12 protein-coding genes are annotated in these 17,032 nt (G+C 46.1%); 9 read left to right on the top strand and 3 right to left on the bottom strand.

Features of this window, described 5'->3' with window-relative positions; all coding sequences use genetic code 11:
• Positions 1-46: 46 nt before the first annotated feature.
• Complete coding sequence (locus ON006_RS28940) at positions 47-1,423, bottom strand: hypothetical protein (protein WP_244821662.1); 1,377 nt, start codon at positions 1,421-1,423, stop codon at positions 47-49.
• Between the two features lie 82 nt (positions 1,424-1,505).
• Between ON006_RS28940 and ON006_RS28935 the strand changes: the two genes are divergently transcribed.
• From ON006_RS28935 to ON006_RS28895, 9 genes are all read left to right on the top strand, one after another.
• On the top strand, positions 1,506-4,403 hold the full coding sequence (locus ON006_RS28935; protein ID WP_244821661.1) for a triple tyrosine motif-containing protein: 2,898 nt from the start codon (positions 1,506-1,508) through the stop codon (positions 4,401-4,403).
• Positions 4,404-4,570: 167 nt separating this feature from the next.
• Positions 4,571-7,603 carry a SusC/RagA family TonB-linked outer membrane protein gene (locus tag ON006_RS28930; protein ID WP_244821660.1) on the top strand — a complete coding sequence of 1,011 codons (3,033 nt, stop codon included), beginning with the start codon at positions 4,571-4,573 and terminating at the stop codon, positions 7,601-7,603.
• Positions 7,604-7,616: 13 nt separating this feature from the next.
• Positions 7,617-8,666, top strand: coding sequence for a RagB/SusD family nutrient uptake outer membrane protein (locus tag ON006_RS28925; RefSeq protein ID WP_267609923.1), 1,050 nt, complete (start codon positions 7,617-7,619; stop codon positions 8,664-8,666).
• The gene (locus tag ON006_RS28920; RefSeq protein WP_267609922.1) at positions 8,572-9,111 is read left to right on the top strand and encodes a RagB/SusD family nutrient uptake outer membrane protein; all 540 of its coding nucleotides are present in this window, start codon (positions 8,572-8,574) and stop codon (positions 9,109-9,111) included. Before ON006_RS28925 ends, ON006_RS28920 begins: the two co-directional genes overlap by 95 nt.
• Positions 9,112-9,130: 19 nt before the next feature.
• Positions 9,131-9,973, top strand: a complete 843-nt coding sequence (locus ON006_RS28915) for a LamG domain-containing protein (protein WP_244821658.1) — start codon at positions 9,131-9,133, stop codon at positions 9,971-9,973.
• Complete coding sequence (locus ON006_RS28910) at positions 9,973-11,646, top strand: glucoamylase family protein (protein ID WP_244821657.1); 1,674 nt, start codon at positions 9,973-9,975, stop codon at positions 11,644-11,646. Before ON006_RS28915 ends, ON006_RS28910 begins: the two co-directional genes overlap by 1 nt.
• A gap of 31 nt (positions 11,647-11,677) precedes the next feature.
• Positions 11,678-13,054, top strand: coding sequence for a glucoamylase family protein (locus ON006_RS28905; RefSeq protein WP_244821656.1), 1,377 nt, complete (start codon positions 11,678-11,680; stop codon positions 13,052-13,054).
• A gap of 144 nt (positions 13,055-13,198) precedes the next feature.
• Positions 13,199-14,179, top strand: coding sequence for a Kelch repeat-containing protein (locus tag ON006_RS28900; RefSeq protein WP_244821655.1), 981 nt, complete (start codon positions 13,199-13,201; stop codon positions 14,177-14,179).
• A gap of 13 nt (positions 14,180-14,192) precedes the next feature.
• Positions 14,193-15,836: a M1 family metallopeptidase gene (locus ON006_RS28895; protein ID WP_244821654.1), complete on the top strand. Its 1,644-nt coding sequence runs from the start codon at positions 14,193-14,195 to the stop codon at positions 15,834-15,836.
• Here the strand turns inward: ON006_RS28895 and ON006_RS28890 are convergent.
• Together ON006_RS28890 and ON006_RS28885 are read right to left on the bottom strand one after the other, a co-directional pair.
• Positions 15,831-16,496, bottom strand: a complete 666-nt coding sequence (locus tag ON006_RS28890) for a thiamine diphosphokinase (protein WP_244821653.1) — start codon at positions 16,494-16,496, stop codon at positions 15,831-15,833. The genes ON006_RS28895 and ON006_RS28890 overlap by 6 nt on opposite strands.
• A 4-nt stretch (positions 16,497-16,500) precedes the next feature.
• The gene (locus ON006_RS28885; protein WP_244821652.1) at positions 16,501-16,935 is read right to left on the bottom strand and encodes a coiled-coil domain-containing protein; all 435 of its coding nucleotides are present in this window, start codon (positions 16,933-16,935) and stop codon (positions 16,501-16,503) included.
• Positions 16,936-17,032 lie beyond the last annotated feature (97 nt).

Genomic DNA, 17,032 nt, shown 5'->3' with positions numbered 1-17,032 from the left:
TTGGAGACGGGGTCGCCCAGACTTGCCAAGTCTTTGCACTTCGACATCAAATAGAAATCTGGTATTGCAGCGTCCAGGAGCCTCTTCTTGCGTATTTGTCCAGCTCGTTTGCAACTGTACTGTTACGGTATACCGGCCTGTTTTCGTAGTTCAATGTCATTTTTCCATTGTTGCCTTTAATCAGCCAGTTCACCCCAAGATTGAAAACATTCATTCCGTCCCGCAATCTTTCGTAATCCGCATGTTGCAATGACGCATATGGCATTAATGTGCCCTGGCTTCCCAGCAAACCGTCTTTCAGCTTATAGCCTGCCTGCGCATATACCACACTACCGGTTCCGAACATCGGGTACGCATTACCCTGCGTTCTGCTCACGCCGGCGATTGGCTGCGAAGTACCTGTTGCCGGGTTCATGATACCATTGTAACGCAGGTACCCTTTTCCATAATTGGTGTCAAAATAGCCCAGATATGCTGATACAGCAGTTCCCTTCACTTTGTTTACGGGCATATCCATGTAAGCCGCGACTGACCAAAGTGTCATATTGCCGTAAAGTGTATCAACAGCTTCCTTTCGCCACGTAGCATTCTTTTGAGAAATAATACCCGCCTCAATGTTCAGCACCTTCCGTTTTCCAAGGTAAGTACCTGTCATATAACCAGGTGTGGTGTTGTCTTCCGTGTCAAAAATGTTGTAAATGAACAATGCCTCGAACTGCTTATGATTTTTACGTTGCGAAAACACTGAATTCTGATTGAGCGTCGGCGGAGTGGCCCCATTGGTCTCGATAGGGAATGGGTCGGCAAGCCCAACACGGTAGTTGAATTTGCCGATTTGTCCCCTGCTATAAACGCTGAGCTTTCTTGAAAATTGGTCGGTCTGGTCCACCGTTGCCTGTGCAAATACGGGTACATCCATGGTCATAATGGTTCCGATACTAGGTTGTGAAAAACGGGAAAGACCGTTCACGATCGTTAATCCGCCACCAAAACGAATGAAATTGGTTCCTTTACGCTGAACTTCATATTCGCCTACTGCGTCATGAAAAAACGCAGCGACTTTTCTCTGGCTGGGTGTGCCTGTTGTATTGTAAGATGGAAAAGCACTCGTTTTATTGAAATTGTTCATCCCGTATTGGGTGTAGAAAAAAATACGGTCGGTAATCTGTCCAAATAGCTGAATACGTGTCCGGCGCAGACCAATGTCAAATGTACTAGACTTGGGATCACTCAAAACTGTGGTCCCCGGGTTATTATCATTGAAGCGAAACCAGGCCTGATTCGTAAACGTAACTTTTACATAATGTGAACCGGATTCGTTAAGATTGTACCGAATATCGCTCTTGGTATTGTCATCTGACGGCTTAACCTGCGCTATGGCCATAGACGAGCTAAATAGGATTACGGAAAGTACTTTTTTCATTTACCGACGTAAGTATTATCAAAGACGAATAGCGCATTAAACCCTTTAATGAGAGTTAAAACGATACTAAAAGACTGTTAAAATGATTTTTGACCAGGTAGCAAAACGGTCCACATTTAGATTTTTCACATACCCGACGCACAAATATAAGGCGGACTTGTACGCTGCTATACTGCTTTTTGTCACTTTTATCTCAACTTCTTTTGCTCAGGAGACACCGCCGCTGATCAATTATCCATCCTCAATTTACAAGGCGCACAACCAGAATTGGGCAATCGACCAGGGCTCAGACCAGATCGTTTATTCCGCCAATTCGGACGGGTTACTGGAATTTGACGGTGCCTCGTGGAAGCTCTATCCATTGCCTGACAGACAAATAGTACGGACCGTTTTGTGTGATGACACCGAGATTCCGGCTGTATCGGGAAAAGCAGGTAGCAGGCCAGCCAGCAAGGAACAACGTGTTTATGTCGGAGGCTTTTCTGAATTCGGGTACTGGAAAAAAGAGCGGGACGGGCAGCTGAAATACTATTCATTAAGCAAGAAAGCAAACTTCGCCAGCCTCAAAACCGAGGAAATCTGGCATATCCTGAAAACGCCGCAATACATCTATTTCCAGTCATTCTCCAAAATATACCGGTACGACGGTCAGTCGTTGATTGAAATGAAGGTAAGCGGGAACTTCATGTTTCTCCGCCTCGTTCGGAACAGACTACTGGTTCAAGTGATCGGGAAGGGATTGTATGAAATGAAAGCCGGGAAATTCCAGCCATTGCCCGGAACAGAATCGCTTGCTCCGGCTATCGTCTCGTCCATTCTGCCGTTTTCCCGCAACCGCATTTTAATTACAACTACCAAGCATGGCCTTTTCATTTGGGAGAACGGCGTGCTCACACCCTGGAATATCGGCATTTCGGAAGAGCTGAAAACCAACATTATCAACCGCGCACTGATTCTCACTCAGGACAGCAGTCTTGTTTTCGGGACCATTCAAAAAGGAGTCTACGTGGTTTCAAAAGCAGGGACACTTAAATACCAGTTCAACAAAGAGACGGGACTGCAGAACAACACCGTACTCTCCCTGACAGAAGACAGCAGAAAGCAGCTCTGGATTGGGCTTGACCAGGGCATCGATATGGTCAAAATGTCCTCCCCGGTCATTTCCTACCAGGCGAATGATAATCCGCTCGGTTCGACTTATGCTGCGGCCATTTGGCGAGGCAAGCTGTATGTAGGGTCCAATAAAGGTGTATTTGTAAAAAAATGGCTTTCTCCGGAGCCATTTCGACCGGTACCAGGTCTGGAAGGGCAAACCTGGACTCTGAAAGTATTTAACGATCAGCTGCTATGCGGCCACAATGACGCCACTTATAGGATTGAAGAAAACGGAATTAAAAAAATCTCAGACATTAATGGTGGGTGGGTGCTCCTCCCCTTGCGCAGCGGTACAGACACGCTGCTGCTGCAGGGTGCGTATGTTGGTTTGCATGTGTATAAAAAAGACAGCAAGAATTTCTGGACGTATGCTTACCCTGTTAAAGGCGCGCAACCTATTCCGATCCGCCAGATTGTCCGGGACGACAAAGGGAACTTATGGCTGGGGCATGCCTACAAAGGCCTTTTTCAAACCAAGCTTACCCCTACTCTCGATTCTGCATTGCAATGGAAGGAGTTCAAAGCACCGAAGGATATGCCCAGTGAATTTTCGGTGAAGATCGTTAAATGGAAAAACCGTGTTCACATTCATTCAGGTAATGCTTTTCTGGAACCGGACCAGAATAACAGACTTGAACCCAGTGCCGATTTCTTGCCGGAAGAAGAGCCATTCAAAGTGATTACCGGCATTAATAACGATTGGTTTAAAGTTTTTATGAACCGCGTCACCTATTATTCGCCCGGCAAGGCAATCCGAAACCTGGATCTTACATTGGTCAGGAACAGCGAAACAGTGATACCGATCTCAAAGGACTATTACTTTTTTTGTCTCGACAATGGCTATGCATTGTACAACAGAACAACGGGTGAAAAAAACAATGAGCCACTTTCCGTGCTTGCTATCCGAAAAGTGGCTAACCTCAGAAACCTGGCCGAAACATTCAGCGTTTCCGGAAATCCTACACTCCCATCGGACGTGCGCTCACTACGTATTATGTACGCTATGCCTGTGTACGGGCAAAATATTCAGTATAAATACCGTTTGCGGGGGCTTAATGATCAATGGTCTGAATGGACGGGTCAAAACTTCGTGGAATTTACCAACCTGGAATCCACAGACTACACATTTGAGATCAAAAGCAGTCTGAATGACTCTGTAACTTCCTACCGGTTCAGCGTAAAACCGTACTGGCGGGAGACGCTTTTTGCCCGGATCCTCTTCACCATTCTCGGCGCACTGGCATTTACAGCTTTGCTTGTATTCCAGGAAAAAAGACTCGCACGCCACCGTAGAAAACTGATCGAGGAGCAGGAAGAAACGCTACGCCAGCAGCGCCTTTCCAGCGAGCGGCAGATCATGCGGATCCAGAATGAAAAGCTGCAGAGCGAAATTCAGAATAAAAGTCAGCAGCTCAGCAATGTAGCGATCAATGTGGTCCGCAAAAACGAAATTCTGGAAGAGATACGGGACGAACTTAAACAGGTAAAGGCTGAAATGGGCCAGCAGCTCCCTCACATTCATTACCAGAAATTACTTCACAGTATCGAACGCAATGTAGCAGGCAAAGACGACTGGATACTTTTCGAGCAAAATTTCGATGAAGTACATGAGCAATTTTTCAAAAGACTAAGACAAATCTCCCCTTCCATTTCTCCGTCGGAGCTGCGGCTTGCGGCTTGCCTCCGGATGAATCTTTCTACCAAAGAAATGGCTCCGGTACTGGGTATTTCTATCCGCGGTGTGGAAATTAAGCGCTATCGCCTCAGAAAAAAACTGGATCTGGACGCCGAAGCGAATCTGGTACAGTTTATGATGGACATCTGACGCCATTGCATTAATCCTTCACAAAGCTGCTTAATATTCAACCAAACCTTGCATTATTCTCATTGATGTAGTGGTGATGTAGTGCTTTTTTTGAATATCGCTATTCTTCAAACTTAAATTTGAAGACAATTAATTCTTATAATAATTCAATCACTAATTTATAACTGATGAAAACTATTGTACGGTTACTGTACATGCTGATTTTTCTGTCCGTTGGAAATGTCTCCTTCGCACAGGAAATAAATGTTACAGGAAAAGTCACTTCCAGCGCTGACAACTCTCCCCTTCCAGGAGCCAGCGTACTGATAAAGGGAACCACCACGGGTGTCCCGACCGACGCCGAAGGAAATTTCGCGATCCGCGTTCCGTCTGCTCAATCTGTCCTGGTGTTTTCAATGATCGGGATGACCCCACAGGAAGTTGTTGTGGGTACCCAGACCGTTTTGAATGTGGCAATGCAGGAAGATGCACGGTCATTGGAGGAGTTTGTGGTGGTGGGTTATGGTACCCAACGTAAACTCGATGTTACCGGGTCTGTTGTTCAGATAAAAGGTGAAGATATTTCAAAACAGCCTTCAATGAACGCAGTGAGCGGTTTGCAGGGAAAGGTTGCCGGTGTCCAGATCAACAATTCAGGAAAGCCTGGTGAAGCCCCGCAGATCCGCATTCGCGGCGTGGGAACTGCTTATGGTAGCGCCAACCCATTGTATGTAGTTGACGGTGTCTGGTTTGATGATATATCATTCCTCAATTCCGGCGATATTGAAAGCATGAACATCTTGAAAGATGCTTCCAGCCAGTCTATTTACGGTGTGAGAGCAGCTAATGGTGTGGTTTTGATCACTACTAAGAAAGGTAAATCCGGTAAAGCTGTGGTTGATTACAATGGTTTTGTAGGTTACCAAAAAGTGACCAACCAGATCAAAATGGCCAATGCGAATGAATATGCTACTATGGTCAATGAACTCAGCACGATCAATGGGAAATCCGCCATTCTTGACCCAACACAATATGGTGAAGGAACGGACTGGTACCATCAGATTTTGCGAAATGCAATGGTTACAAATCATCAGCTTTCGATCAGCGGTGGTGGCGAAAAATCCACTTACAGCTTTTCATTGGGTTACCTCAACCAGGATGGTATTGTTGAAAAAAATAATTTTAAAAGATACACAGCGAGGTTACAGAACGATTTTCAGGTATTGAAAAGCCTCAAAATAGGTTATACTGCTACCGGTTCGTTCAGCAAGTCCAAAGATGAAGCAGGCGGGATTTTCAGACAGCTCTACGCTGCCGGTCCGGTGGTACCCGTTTATTATGCCGATGGAACCTATGGTGACCCGACCGATTATAACCTCGGCGACGGTAACAATTTCAACCCGCAGGTAACGATCGATTATTACAATCAAAACACCAAAAAGACGCTTCTGACCGGTAATGCTTACGCTGAGCTTAGTATTTTGAAAGGCTTGACCTTCAAAACGAGCCTCGGCGGCCGCTACTCACAGGATGAAACGCGTTACTACAATCCGGAATACGTTGCCACTTTCAAGCAGCGCAACACCACCAGCTTACTGGAATTTACACGTCCTCAGGCCCGGTACTGGATCTTTGAAAACACATTGACCTACACCAAAGACTTTGGCCAGCACAGCTTCACAGTTCTTGCAGGACAGTCAGCACAGCGTGACCAATCATACAAACTCACCGCCAGCGCATTGAATGTTCCGTATTCCAGCGAAGGCGATTTGTACCTCACCCTTGGAAATACGGATGGACGTAATGTGAAGGATGAAGGCGATTTGGGAACGTATGCTTCTTATTTTGGTAGGGTAAATTACTCCTTCGGCGACCGGTATCTTGTAAATGCTTCTCTTCGCGCCGATGGTTCTTCCAAATTCTTCCAGGGTGGCAATGCCTGGGGTTATTTTCCTTCGGTAGGAGCAGGCTGGGTGATCAGCAATGAATCATTCATGAAAGGCCAGAACATTTTTGACAACCTGAAACTAAGAGGTAGCTGGGGCAAGATCGGTAATGCGTCGGTTCCTTCAAACCTTTCTACGCTTACTGTCGCGACAGGCGGTGGCCTGGCGGCGATTTTTGGCGGAACTGTTAATACCGGCGCTAGCATCAACACCATCATTCCTCCTACTACTTACTGGGAACGGGGCGTTGGTACTGATGCAGGTATTGAAGCATCTTTTCTGAAATCAAGACTGACTGTTGAACTGGATTATTACATTAAGAAAACGGAAAGAGCGATTTTCGATATTCCCGTACTTAGCTCCATTGGTACAGAATCGGGTCGTATCGTAGGTAACCAGGCCAATTTCCAGAACAAAGGGTTTGAATTCGCATTGAACTGGAGAGACGATATCGGCAAAGATCTTTCGTACAGCATTGGTTTCAATGGCGGTATCAATAATAACACAGTACTTTCGGTTTCTTCAGGTGCCAACCCTATTTACGATGGTGGCGTGGGATTGACCAGCGGTGCACTCGCGACACGCACCAAAGTAGGCGATCCTATCGGTTCATTTTACGGCTATGTTGTAGACGGAATCTTCCAAAACCTGGACGAGATCAGTAAGTCTGCCCAACCTAATGCAAAGCCAGGTGATTTCAAATACCGTGACATCAGCGGGACGAACGGAACGCCGGACGGTGCCATTACAGGCCTCGACAGACAAGTGATCGGTAACCCGAACCCCAAGTTTACATACGGTATCAACACTACCTGGAACTACCGCCATATTGACCTGTCTCTGGATTTCCAGGGCGTTGCCAAAGTGGATCTTTACAATGCGAACCTGGGCTGGAGATATGGAAATGAAAACTTCACGAAGGATTTCTATGACAACAGATGGCACGGTGAAGGCACTTCCAACACCTATCCGTCTGCCAACATCGGCGGAGGCTCCAACTATCTGCCTAACACATTCTTTGTGCAAAGCGGCAGCTATTTCCGTGTGAGAAATGCTCAGATTGGTTTCACATTCCCACAGGCGGTCAACGAAAAACTGAAAATCAGAAAGCTAAGACTTTATGCCAATGCGCAGAACGCATTAAATTTCTTCAAATACAAAGGACTTTCTCCTGAGGTGCGTGCGAACGAGAACAAGCCTACGCAGGCAGGTATCGACGCTAATGTATACCCGCTTTCGGCTACTTACAACTTCGGTATCAATGTCACTTTCTAAGACAACAAGCAATATGAAAAATATAGGTTTTAAAAATAATGTAAAGCAGGCTGGCCTGTATCTGGGGCTCTTATCCCTCCTGATCGTGCCTTCCTCATGTGACCAAAGCTTCCTGGACACTGATCCGCAGGGAAAGCAGGCTGGTACTGTTTTTTGGCAAAATGAAGGCGACGCCACCAAGGCTGTTAACGCTATGTACGCCAACCTTCGCGGCTGGAACAACACTGCATTTGCTGCTATCGCGCTCGAAAGTGTAGGTTCCGACGATGCCGAAAAAGGTAGTACACCATCTGATGCGACTTTCTTTAATGACTATGACAACTTCTCGGTAGGCTCTGGTGACGGACAACTCGGCGGGTTCTGGTCAGGACAGTACCAGAATATCAACTATGCCAATCAGGTGCTTGACAACATTCCGGCGATCAGCATGGACGAGACATTGAAAGCGAGGTACCTGGCCGAAGCAAAATTTATACGTGCCTACTCCTATTTCCGGTTGGTAAGAGCATTTGGTGATGTTCCCCTCCGCTTGAAATTGCCGAAAGATGCTACCGAATACAACATTCCACGGACTCCCAAGGCAGAAGTCTATGCAGCGATTGAAAAAGATCTAACGGAAGCAGCAGCTGTTCTACCATTAAGCTACGGCTCATCCGATATCGGACGCGCTACCAAAGGAGCAGCATTGTCCCTGCATGCTAAGGTATCCATGTATCAGCAGAAATGGCAGCAGGTATTTGACCTTACCACACAAGTGATCAGTTCGGGCCAATATTCTTTATTTCCAAATTACGAGGCCCTTTTCCGTGTAGCGAACGAAAATTCCACTGAATCTATTTTTGAGATCCAGAATGAGTTGCTGCCTAATAACAAGGACGTAAGCAACTCTCAATATTCTCAGGTTCAGGGCGTCCGTGGCGTAACCGGCGGCGGATGGGGCTTTAATACCCCTACAACTGCCTTGGCTAATGCTTATGAAGCCGGGCGATCCAAGAAGAGATGCGACCATTATCTTCCGCGGGGAAACTACACCGTCAGGCGATGCTATACCAGCGGTGGGTGACAATCCGATGTATAATCAGAAATCTTATGTGCCTTTTGCACTGTACACCACTGGGTTTAACGAAGGTTCTCAGCAAAATGTACGTGTGCTCCGCTATGCCGAAGTGCTGCTGATGAATGCAGAAGCTGCGAATGAACTGGGTAATAGTGCACAGGCGCTGATTTCGCTGGAACTGGTGAGAGCCAGAGCGAGAGGTACCAGCAAGACTATTCTTCCAAAAGTAACACCCACTGACAAAGCCGCGCTGCGGACCGCGATCTGGAACGAGCGCCACGTAGAACTTGCCATGGAATTTGACCGCTATTTCGATGTCATCCGGCAGGGAAGAGGTGAAGCTGTTTTTGGTTCAAAAGGGTGGAAAGCCGGCAAAAACGAGGTATGGCCCATTCCACAGAATGAGATCGACCTGAGTGCAGGTGTATTGGTTCAAAATCCAGGTTATTAATGTAAACCAAGATCTATAGATGAAAACTTTTAAGAATAAAATAATCTGGGTTGTGAGTGGCTTTATGCTCGTCAGTCTGTCTGCTTGCTACGAAAAATTCGATCCGGAAAGCTATGCGCCGAGCGTTTCCATTGGCGGTTTCACAGCTTCCAATGAAATAGCTGCTGCCAACCTGGTCGCCCATTTTCCATTCGACGGCGACTATGTGGACGCAGTTTCGAAAACAGCTGGTGTTAACACAGGTACCACCTTCGCCAATGGCTTGAAAGGCCAGGCCATGAAAGGTGCAAAAGACGGGTATGTATTATTTGATCCAACCGCTGCTATCCTGGGCCTCAAAAGTTTCACCATGACCTATTGGGTGAACAGTCAGTCGACAACGGCTGCCGGTGGGATTATCGGTTTGGTTGGGCTTTCGAAAAAAGACGGTTTTTGGGGAAATATCGAGACCTTTTTTGAAAATGGCGGCACGGAAACCGATGGGATTTTCAAAGCTCACATTCAAAATGACAGTACCGATACCTGGGTAGCAAAAGAAGGAATTGTAAACCTGTACAATTCCTGGACGCACATTGCATTGTCCTACGACGCTACTGCTTCCACTTTTTCTATTTATGTCAATGGTTCCAAAACCGCAACCAGTACTGTGGCGAAATTTGGCAACCTGAAATGGAAAAACCCTGGGAAAATGGTTTTTGGCACAGTCCAGTTTCAAACCAAACCCAGTCTGACCACAGAGTCAAAAGGCGAACCCTGGGCTAGCTATCTGACCGGTTTGCTGGATGAAGTACGGATTTACAACATTGCCCTGAAAGACAACGAAGTAGATGCCCTGGTTAAACTGGAATCAAGAGGAAAATAATGCCTTTTAAAAATATTGTTTTTGCTGGTTTGCTGTTGTGGCTCGGGGTTTCGTGTAAATCTGAAAAAGATCCCGGGCCATCAACGCCGACCGGCCCTTCCTCTTTCGGATTTAACAGTCTGAAAGTAAATGATGCTTACACCGGATTTGACTACGTGAATGTAGACCTGAAACCAAAGATCAGGTTTACATTTTCCACCGCGCTGAACGGCAATTCCGTCGGCAGCGGGATCACGTTCAGGTCAGCCAGCGGAGAAAATATTGCTTTTTCAAGTGCTTTGGAAAATGGCGACAGCTCTGTAGTAGTTATCCCTTCTGCCGATCTGGATTATCTGAAAGCCTACACCGTTGGCGCCACCAAAGCTCTGAAATCCAAAAGCAATGGGACATTATTGAGCGAAGTCAAAGTTAATTTGACCACTAGACTTGACTCTACTGATAAATTTCCGGTAATCACTGACGACGCATTGCTAACCCTGGTTCAGAAGCAGACATTTAAATATTTCTGGGACTTTGGGCACCCTGTGAGCGGGCTGGCACGTGAAAGAAACTCCTCCGGCGACGTGGTAACCTCAGGAGGAAGTGGCTTCGGGATTATGACCATTCCAATTGCTATCGAAAGGAAATTCATTACCCGGGCCCAGGGACTGGAAAGAATGCAAAAGATCACCAGCTTCCTGAAAGGCAAAACCCAGAAATTTCACGGCGCTTTTCCACACTGGCTCAATGGAGCAACAGGAGCAGTAGTGCCATTCAGTACCAAAGACAATGGTGCGGACCTTGTGGAAACTTCATATTTGATCCAGGGACTACTGACCGCAAGACAGTATTTCAATGATGCCGGAGTGGCTGAAACAGCTTTGAGGAAGGACATTAACGCGATCTGGGAAGCAGTGGAATGGGATTGGTTTCGGAAAAACAATGAGAATGTGCTGTACTGGCATTGGAGTCCCGAATATAATTGGGACATGAACCACCAGATCAAAGGCTGGAATGAGTGTCTGATCACTTATGCGCTGGCTGCGTCTTCGCCAACGCATGCTATTCCAAAAGCAGTGTACGATGCAGGCTGGGCCAGCAATGGAGGATTTGCGAATGGGAAGGAGTATTACGGCATCAAGCTACCACTCGGCGAGCCTTACGGAGGGCCATTGTTTTTCTCACACTATTCGTTTTTAGGACTTAATCCGACGGGCCTGAGCGATTCTTACACCAACTATTTTACACAAAACAAAGCACATACCCTTATCAATTATAATTATTGTAAAGCCAATCCTCAGTCCTTCAACGGTTACAGTGACCAATGCTGGGGATTAACTGCCAGCGACATTCCGGACGGCTACGATGCGAGTTCGCCCACAAATGACAAGGGCGTCATTTCCCCGACAGCGGCGTTGTCGGCTTTTCCCTACTCGCCGGTAGAATCGATGAAAGCATTGAAGTTCTTCTACTACAAGCTGGGGGACAAATTGTGGGGCAATTATGGCTTCCACGACGCCTTTTCACTAGATAAAATATGGTTTGCCGACTCCTATCTCGCCATAGACCAGGGACCGGTTATCATTATGATCGAGAATCATAGGAGCGGCTTACCATGGAATTTATTTATGAGCAGTCCGGAAGTAAAAGCCGGGCTGAAAAAGTTAGGGTTCACCAGCCCCGATTTGAAATAATGCAATCCTGATCATTTTAATTGACTAAATCATGAAGATATCCTTCTATTACCTGCTTGGCCTCTTTCTGCTTTCTACACAGGCAGATATCCAGGCGCAGAAGAAAAAAGCAGTTGCTGCAAAGCCAGCTGCTTTTAATGCCGCCGACAGACCTAAAAACTTGTCCGACACGGCTTTACTGGAACTCGTTCAAAAACAAACTTTCCGTTACTTCTGGGAATTCGGGCATCCCGTAAGCGGAATGTCGCGCGAACGAAGCAATGTAGCTTATGACTATGGCGACGAGGTAGTCACCACTGGCGGAACCGGTTTCGGAATAATGGCGATGATCGTTGCTGCGGAAAGAAAATGGCAGCCAAGAGATTCAGTAGCGGCACGCTTGCTCAAAATGGTCAAGTTTTTGTCCAAAGCAGACCATTATCACGGTATTTTCCCACACTGGCTGAATGGTGCTACGGGCAAGATCATTCCGTTCGGTCGCAAGGATGATGGTGGTGATCTGGTAGAAACCTCTTTTCTTTTTCAAGGTCTTTTAGCTGCCAGACAATATTTTGACCAGAATACAGACGTAGAAAGGGATTTGCGCAACCGTATTCAATGGATTTGGAATGAGGCTGAATGGGACTGGTACACGCAGGGAAATCCGAACCAGCTTTATTGGCATTGGAGTCCAAACAATGGCTGGGCTATGAATTTCGAGTTGCGGGGTTATAATGAGACGCTCATTACTTACATTATGGCAGCCTCCTCGCCAAGGTATCCGATCACAGCACAGGTCTACAATAAATGCTGGGCGCAAAGTGACCATTTCAAAAACGGAAAGGAGTATTATGGAATAAAGCTCCCACTGGGCTTTGAATACGGCGGCCCGCTATTTTTTACACATTACTCCTTTGTGGGCCTCGATCCCCGCAATTTGAAAGATCAGTATGCTAACTATTGGGAACAAAATGTCAACCATTCCCTCATCAACTATAAGCATTGCGTCGCCAATCCGGGAAAATTCAAAGGGTACGGCGAAAACAGCTGGGGATTGACAGCCAGCGATACATATAATGGATACAATGCACATTCTCCGACCAACGATTTCGGTACGATCACTCCAACTGCCGCACTATCCTCATTTCCCTACACACCGGAACAATCTATGAAAGCGCTGCGGCACTTTTACGACGATATGGGTGATAAAATTTGGAGCGAATATGGGTTTACGGATGCATTTAATGAATCTCAAAACTGGTACGCCAAGTCGCATCTGGCCATTGATCAGGGGCCGATCATTGTCATGATAGAGAACTATCGCACAGGGCTTTTGTGGAAGCTGTTCATGAAAGACCCGGATGTTCAGAACGGCTTAAAAAAGCTGGGTTTTGAAAGTCCGGCGATTGAGATCAGCAGCAAAAATTAATGACTTATTGACCAAAATTAACCGAAAGACCAGCTCAGGGCTGGTCTTTCGGTTTTAAGAAATATAATTGTACCTTAATGTCGTTTTTATGAAAAAAAAAGCATTTTTGAAATGCTTTCCCTACCCATTCTAAACGCAACAATTATGAGTTCACTTTGCAAAACCGGCGCATTGCTGATCATATTTAATCTGGCCGCTTTCACGCTTTCAGCACAGATATGGATCGTATCAGAACCGGAAAACCTCCCGGAGAAACGCCATGAAAATGCGATGGCGACCGCTAATGGAAAACTGTACCTTTTGGGTGGCCGCGGGATCAAACCTGTGGATGAATATGACTTCAAAAAAGACTCCTGGACTGGCCTTGCCAAGACGCCCCTCGAAATGAGCCACTTTCAGGCAGTCACTTATAAAAATGAGATCTACGTATTGGGTGCTTTTACCGGCGGATATCCGCATGAGACACCTATACCTGACATTTACATTTTCAATCCTGTTAAAAACGAATGGAGAAAAGGGGCTTCGATCCCTGAAAACCGCCGTCGTGGCGCAGCAGGAGCCTTTGTTTTAAATGACAAGATTTACCTCGTCTGCGGAATTCAGGACGGACATTGGGATGGACAAGTTACCTGGTTCGACGAGTTCGACCCGGCAACTGGCAAATGGGCCACATTAACCGATGCTCCCCGTCCAAGAGATCATGTACAGGTAGCTGTTCTGGACCACAAACTATATGTTGCCGGTGGCCGTCTTTCCACTGCCCGGATCAACCAGGTACTGAATACGGTGATCAAGGAAGTAGATGTTTATGACTTCAAAACGGGCAAATGGTCGACAATGGATGCTTCCAATAACCTTCCCACATTGCGGGCTGGCAATACTGCGGTTGTTTTCAATAACAAAATCCTGATCATTGGCGGTGAAAGTGATGCGCATGTGGAGGCTCATAACGAGGTAGAGGCATTTAACCCGCAAACCCAGAAGTGGGAAAAGTTGCCTTCGATGCACCAGGGAAGACATGGTACACAGGCTGTTTCGCTTAACAAAAAAATCTATGTTGCGGCAGGATCCGCGAATCGTGGCGGAGGGCCGGAATTGAATGATATGGAAATACTTGATAAATAAATAACACCATTACATGCTTCGAATCATTGCTTGTCTATGCTTTGTCGCCGTTTCTCTGAACGGTTTGGCCCAGGCTCAAAAATTTACCCATGCCGACACGCTGCGCGGCTCTATTACCCCACAGCGCGCCTGGTGGGACCTGACTTACTACCACCTAAAAGTGACACCCAATGCCAAAGACAGTACGTTGTCGGGCAGTACCCAGGTAGTTTACAAGGTTGTTAAGCCCTATCAAACCATCCAGATTGACTTGCAGGAACCTCTTCTAATCGGTAAAGTCGTTCAGGATGGCGAGTCACTTACATTCAAGCGGGACGGCAATGCATTTTTTATTGATCTAAAGAAAAAGCAGGAAGCAGGCAAAACCGAAACGATTGAAGTATTTTATTCAGGCAAACCCCGGCTAGCCAAACGTCCTCCGTGGGATGGCGGCGTACAATGGGTACCGGACGGCAAGGGCAGTACGATCATTTCAACATCCTGCCAGGGGTTGGGATCAAGTGTGTGGTGGCCGTGTAAAGACCATATGTACGATGAGCCGGACAGCATGCAGATCAGCATTACGGTGCCCAAAAACCTGATGGATGTATCCAATGGAAATCTGAGATCTGTGGTTGAAAACAATGATGACACCCATACATTCAACTGGTTTGTCAAAAATCCTATCAATAATTATGGGGTGAATATGAATGTGGCGAACTACGTAACCTGGAAGGAAACTTTTAAAGGCGAAAAAGGTGATCTTGCTGTAAGCTACTATGTACTTCCTCAGAATCTTGAAAAGGCCAAAGAGCAGTTTAAACAAGCTCCGCAAATGCTCAAAGCGTTTGAGCACTGGTTCGGCCCTTATCCTTTTTATGAAGACGGCTACAAGCTGGTGGAAGTGCCTTACCTGGGTATGGAACATCAAAGTTCAGTCACTTATGGCAATGGCTACAAAATGGGTTACCTCGGACGAGACCTGTCCAATACCGGCTGGGGCCTGAAATGGGACTTCATTATTATCCACGAAAGCGGTCATGAATGGTTCGCGAACAACATTACCTATAAAGATGTGGCCGATATGTGGGTGCACGAAGGTTTCACCAACTATTCTGAAAACCTGTATACTGAATATTATTTCGGGAAGGAAGCCGGATCAGACTACGTAATCGGCACCAGGGCTTTGATTGCAAATGACGCTCCTATTATCGGTGTGTATGGGGTTAATCAGGAGGGTTCCAAGGACATGTATTATAAAGGAGGAAATTTGCTGCATACCATTCGTCAGATTGTAAATGATGATGAAAAATGGAGGCAGATCCTGAGGGGCCTTAATAAAACATTTTACCACCAAACTGTCGATGGTTCACAAATTGAGGCATATGTGAGCGAACATGCCGGACGGAATCTGTCAAAGGTTTTTGACCAGTATCTTAGGGATGTGAGAATTCCTGTTTTGGAATATTCTTTTGGGAATAAGGGGTTACAGTACCGCTGGACGAATGTTGTGGACGGATTTGATATGCCTGTTAAAGTGAAGATTGGCAGCGGTAAAGAAGAATTTCTATATCCGACGGCTGAATGGAAAACGCTAAAAACGAAAGCTGAAAAGACATTTTCAGTAGATCGCAACTTTTATATAAAATCAAAAGAAATCAAGCAGGCTTCTTTATAGATCCCAGCATTCCATAATTAAAAGATCGCCTTTTTTGGCGGAAACCCTGACCATACCATCTGCCTCGGCTTCATTACTGTTGCCTGTGCGATGTCCCAAGGTCAGGGTTTCATCATTTAAGTTATATTTCAACCCGCTCGTCTCAATTCCTTCGACTACCCCGACAGGAATGAGCGATATGGGCGTTCCAGCCACATACCACTTTTCAAATGTGCCCGAAAGCGGGAAAATTTTGGAATAATCGTCAAACAGAACGAGCCTGATCTGTTCCTTGTACCGTACCAGATTGGTAATGTTAGTGATGGAATGATCTGCGCGGCGGCCGGTCGCCCATACAACGTTAGCGGCGGGAAAACCCCTTTCAATCAAAAAATCAATGGCTTTTTCAAGGTCCGTCTTTTCCTGATCGGGGGTACTTATAATTTCCAATGGATGCTGACGGTCCCGCACACTTTCAAAATCATGCTGCTGATCGAAATCCCCCATCCAGACATCGATTTTAATTCCCAGATCCAGTACCCGGTAAATCGCATGATCGAGTACGACGATGAATGGGCTCCACTCCAACAACTGTCCTAAAAGCTCTTCGCTACATGCTTCGCCATTGGCAATGATCAGAGCCGGCTCCTGTTTTTCCTTTACTATATGATGGGATGACATTTCACTATTTACTTTTAATCAGCATGATCAGCTCATCGAAACGTTGATCCATTTTAGTTTCCATGCGATCAAGTCTTGCATCCATTTGATCAAATCTAACATCCATTTGATCAAGCCTGGTCTCTATTTTGTCCAGCCTGATCTCTATATTATCCAGCCTGGTCTCTATATTATCCAGCCTGGTCTCTACATTGTCGAGTCTAATCTCAATCTTATCAATTTTGACCTCAAGTCTACTAACTCTGACGTCAAGCCTATCAAATTTTGATTCTAAACTACCAACACGTCCGGTCAGGTTACTTATATCATTCCGCACATCGGAAAAGCCTTTTTGAACCTGGGCAGTCAGTGTTGCCAGGCCTGAGGCTATTATTTCGATATGCTTTCCCTGATCCACTGCTAAGTTTTCTAATTGTTCAACGCGCTCTTCCAGATACATTTTCAGGCAAAATTATTTGATGAATAACAGTTTCAAACTGATGCCTATGGACGTAACCCTAATCAATATCGAAAAGAATTCAATGGTTTACAAACGG

It is taken from the genome of Dyadobacter pollutisoli (assembly GCF_026625565.1).
Lineage (GTDB): Bacteria > Bacteroidota > Bacteroidia > Cytophagales > Spirosomataceae > Dyadobacter > Dyadobacter pollutisoli.
The sequence above is the reverse complement of the archived record's forward strand: the minus strand, read 5'-3'. Positions and strand labels throughout refer to the sequence as shown.

Bases quoted from the DNA above. Each gene is read 5' to 3' on its own strand.
- ON006_RS28905 (WP_244821656.1), top strand. From the start codon at position 11,678: ATGAAGATATCCTTCTATTACCTGCTTGGCCTCTTTCTGCTTTCTACA.
- ON006_RS28940 (WP_244821662.1), bottom strand. From the start codon at position 1,423: ATGAAAAAAGTACTTTCCGTAATCCTATTTAGCTCGTCTATGGCCATA.
- ON006_RS28910 (WP_244821657.1), top strand. From the start codon at position 9,973: ATGCCTTTTAAAAATATTGTTTTTGCTGGTTTGCTGTTGTGGCTCGGG.
- ON006_RS28890 (WP_244821653.1), bottom strand. From the start codon at position 16,496: ATGTCATCCCATCATATAGTAAAGGAAAAACAGGAGCCGGCTCTGATC.
- ON006_RS28915 (WP_244821658.1), top strand. From the start codon at position 9,131: ATGAAAACTTTTAAGAATAAAATAATCTGGGTTGTGAGTGGCTTTATG.
- ON006_RS28925 (WP_267609923.1), top strand. From the start codon at position 7,617: ATGAAAAATATAGGTTTTAAAAATAATGTAAAGCAGGCTGGCCTGTAT.
- ON006_RS28920 (WP_267609922.1), top strand. From the start codon at position 8,572: ATGCTTATGAAGCCGGGCGATCCAAGAAGAGATGCGACCATTATCTTC.
- ON006_RS28930 (WP_244821660.1), top strand. From the start codon at position 4,571: ATGAAAACTATTGTACGGTTACTGTACATGCTGATTTTTCTGTCCGTT.
- ON006_RS28895 (WP_244821654.1), top strand. From the start codon at position 14,193: ATGCTTCGAATCATTGCTTGTCTATGCTTTGTCGCCGTTTCTCTGAAC.
- ON006_RS28900 (WP_244821655.1), top strand. From the start codon at position 13,199: ATGAGTTCACTTTGCAAAACCGGCGCATTGCTGATCATATTTAATCTG.
- ON006_RS28935 (WP_244821661.1), top strand. From the start codon at position 1,506: ATGATTTTTGACCAGGTAGCAAAACGGTCCACATTTAGATTTTTCACA.
- ON006_RS28885 (WP_244821652.1), bottom strand. From the start codon at position 16,935: ATGTATCTGGAAGAGCGCGTTGAACAATTAGAAAACTTAGCAGTGGAT.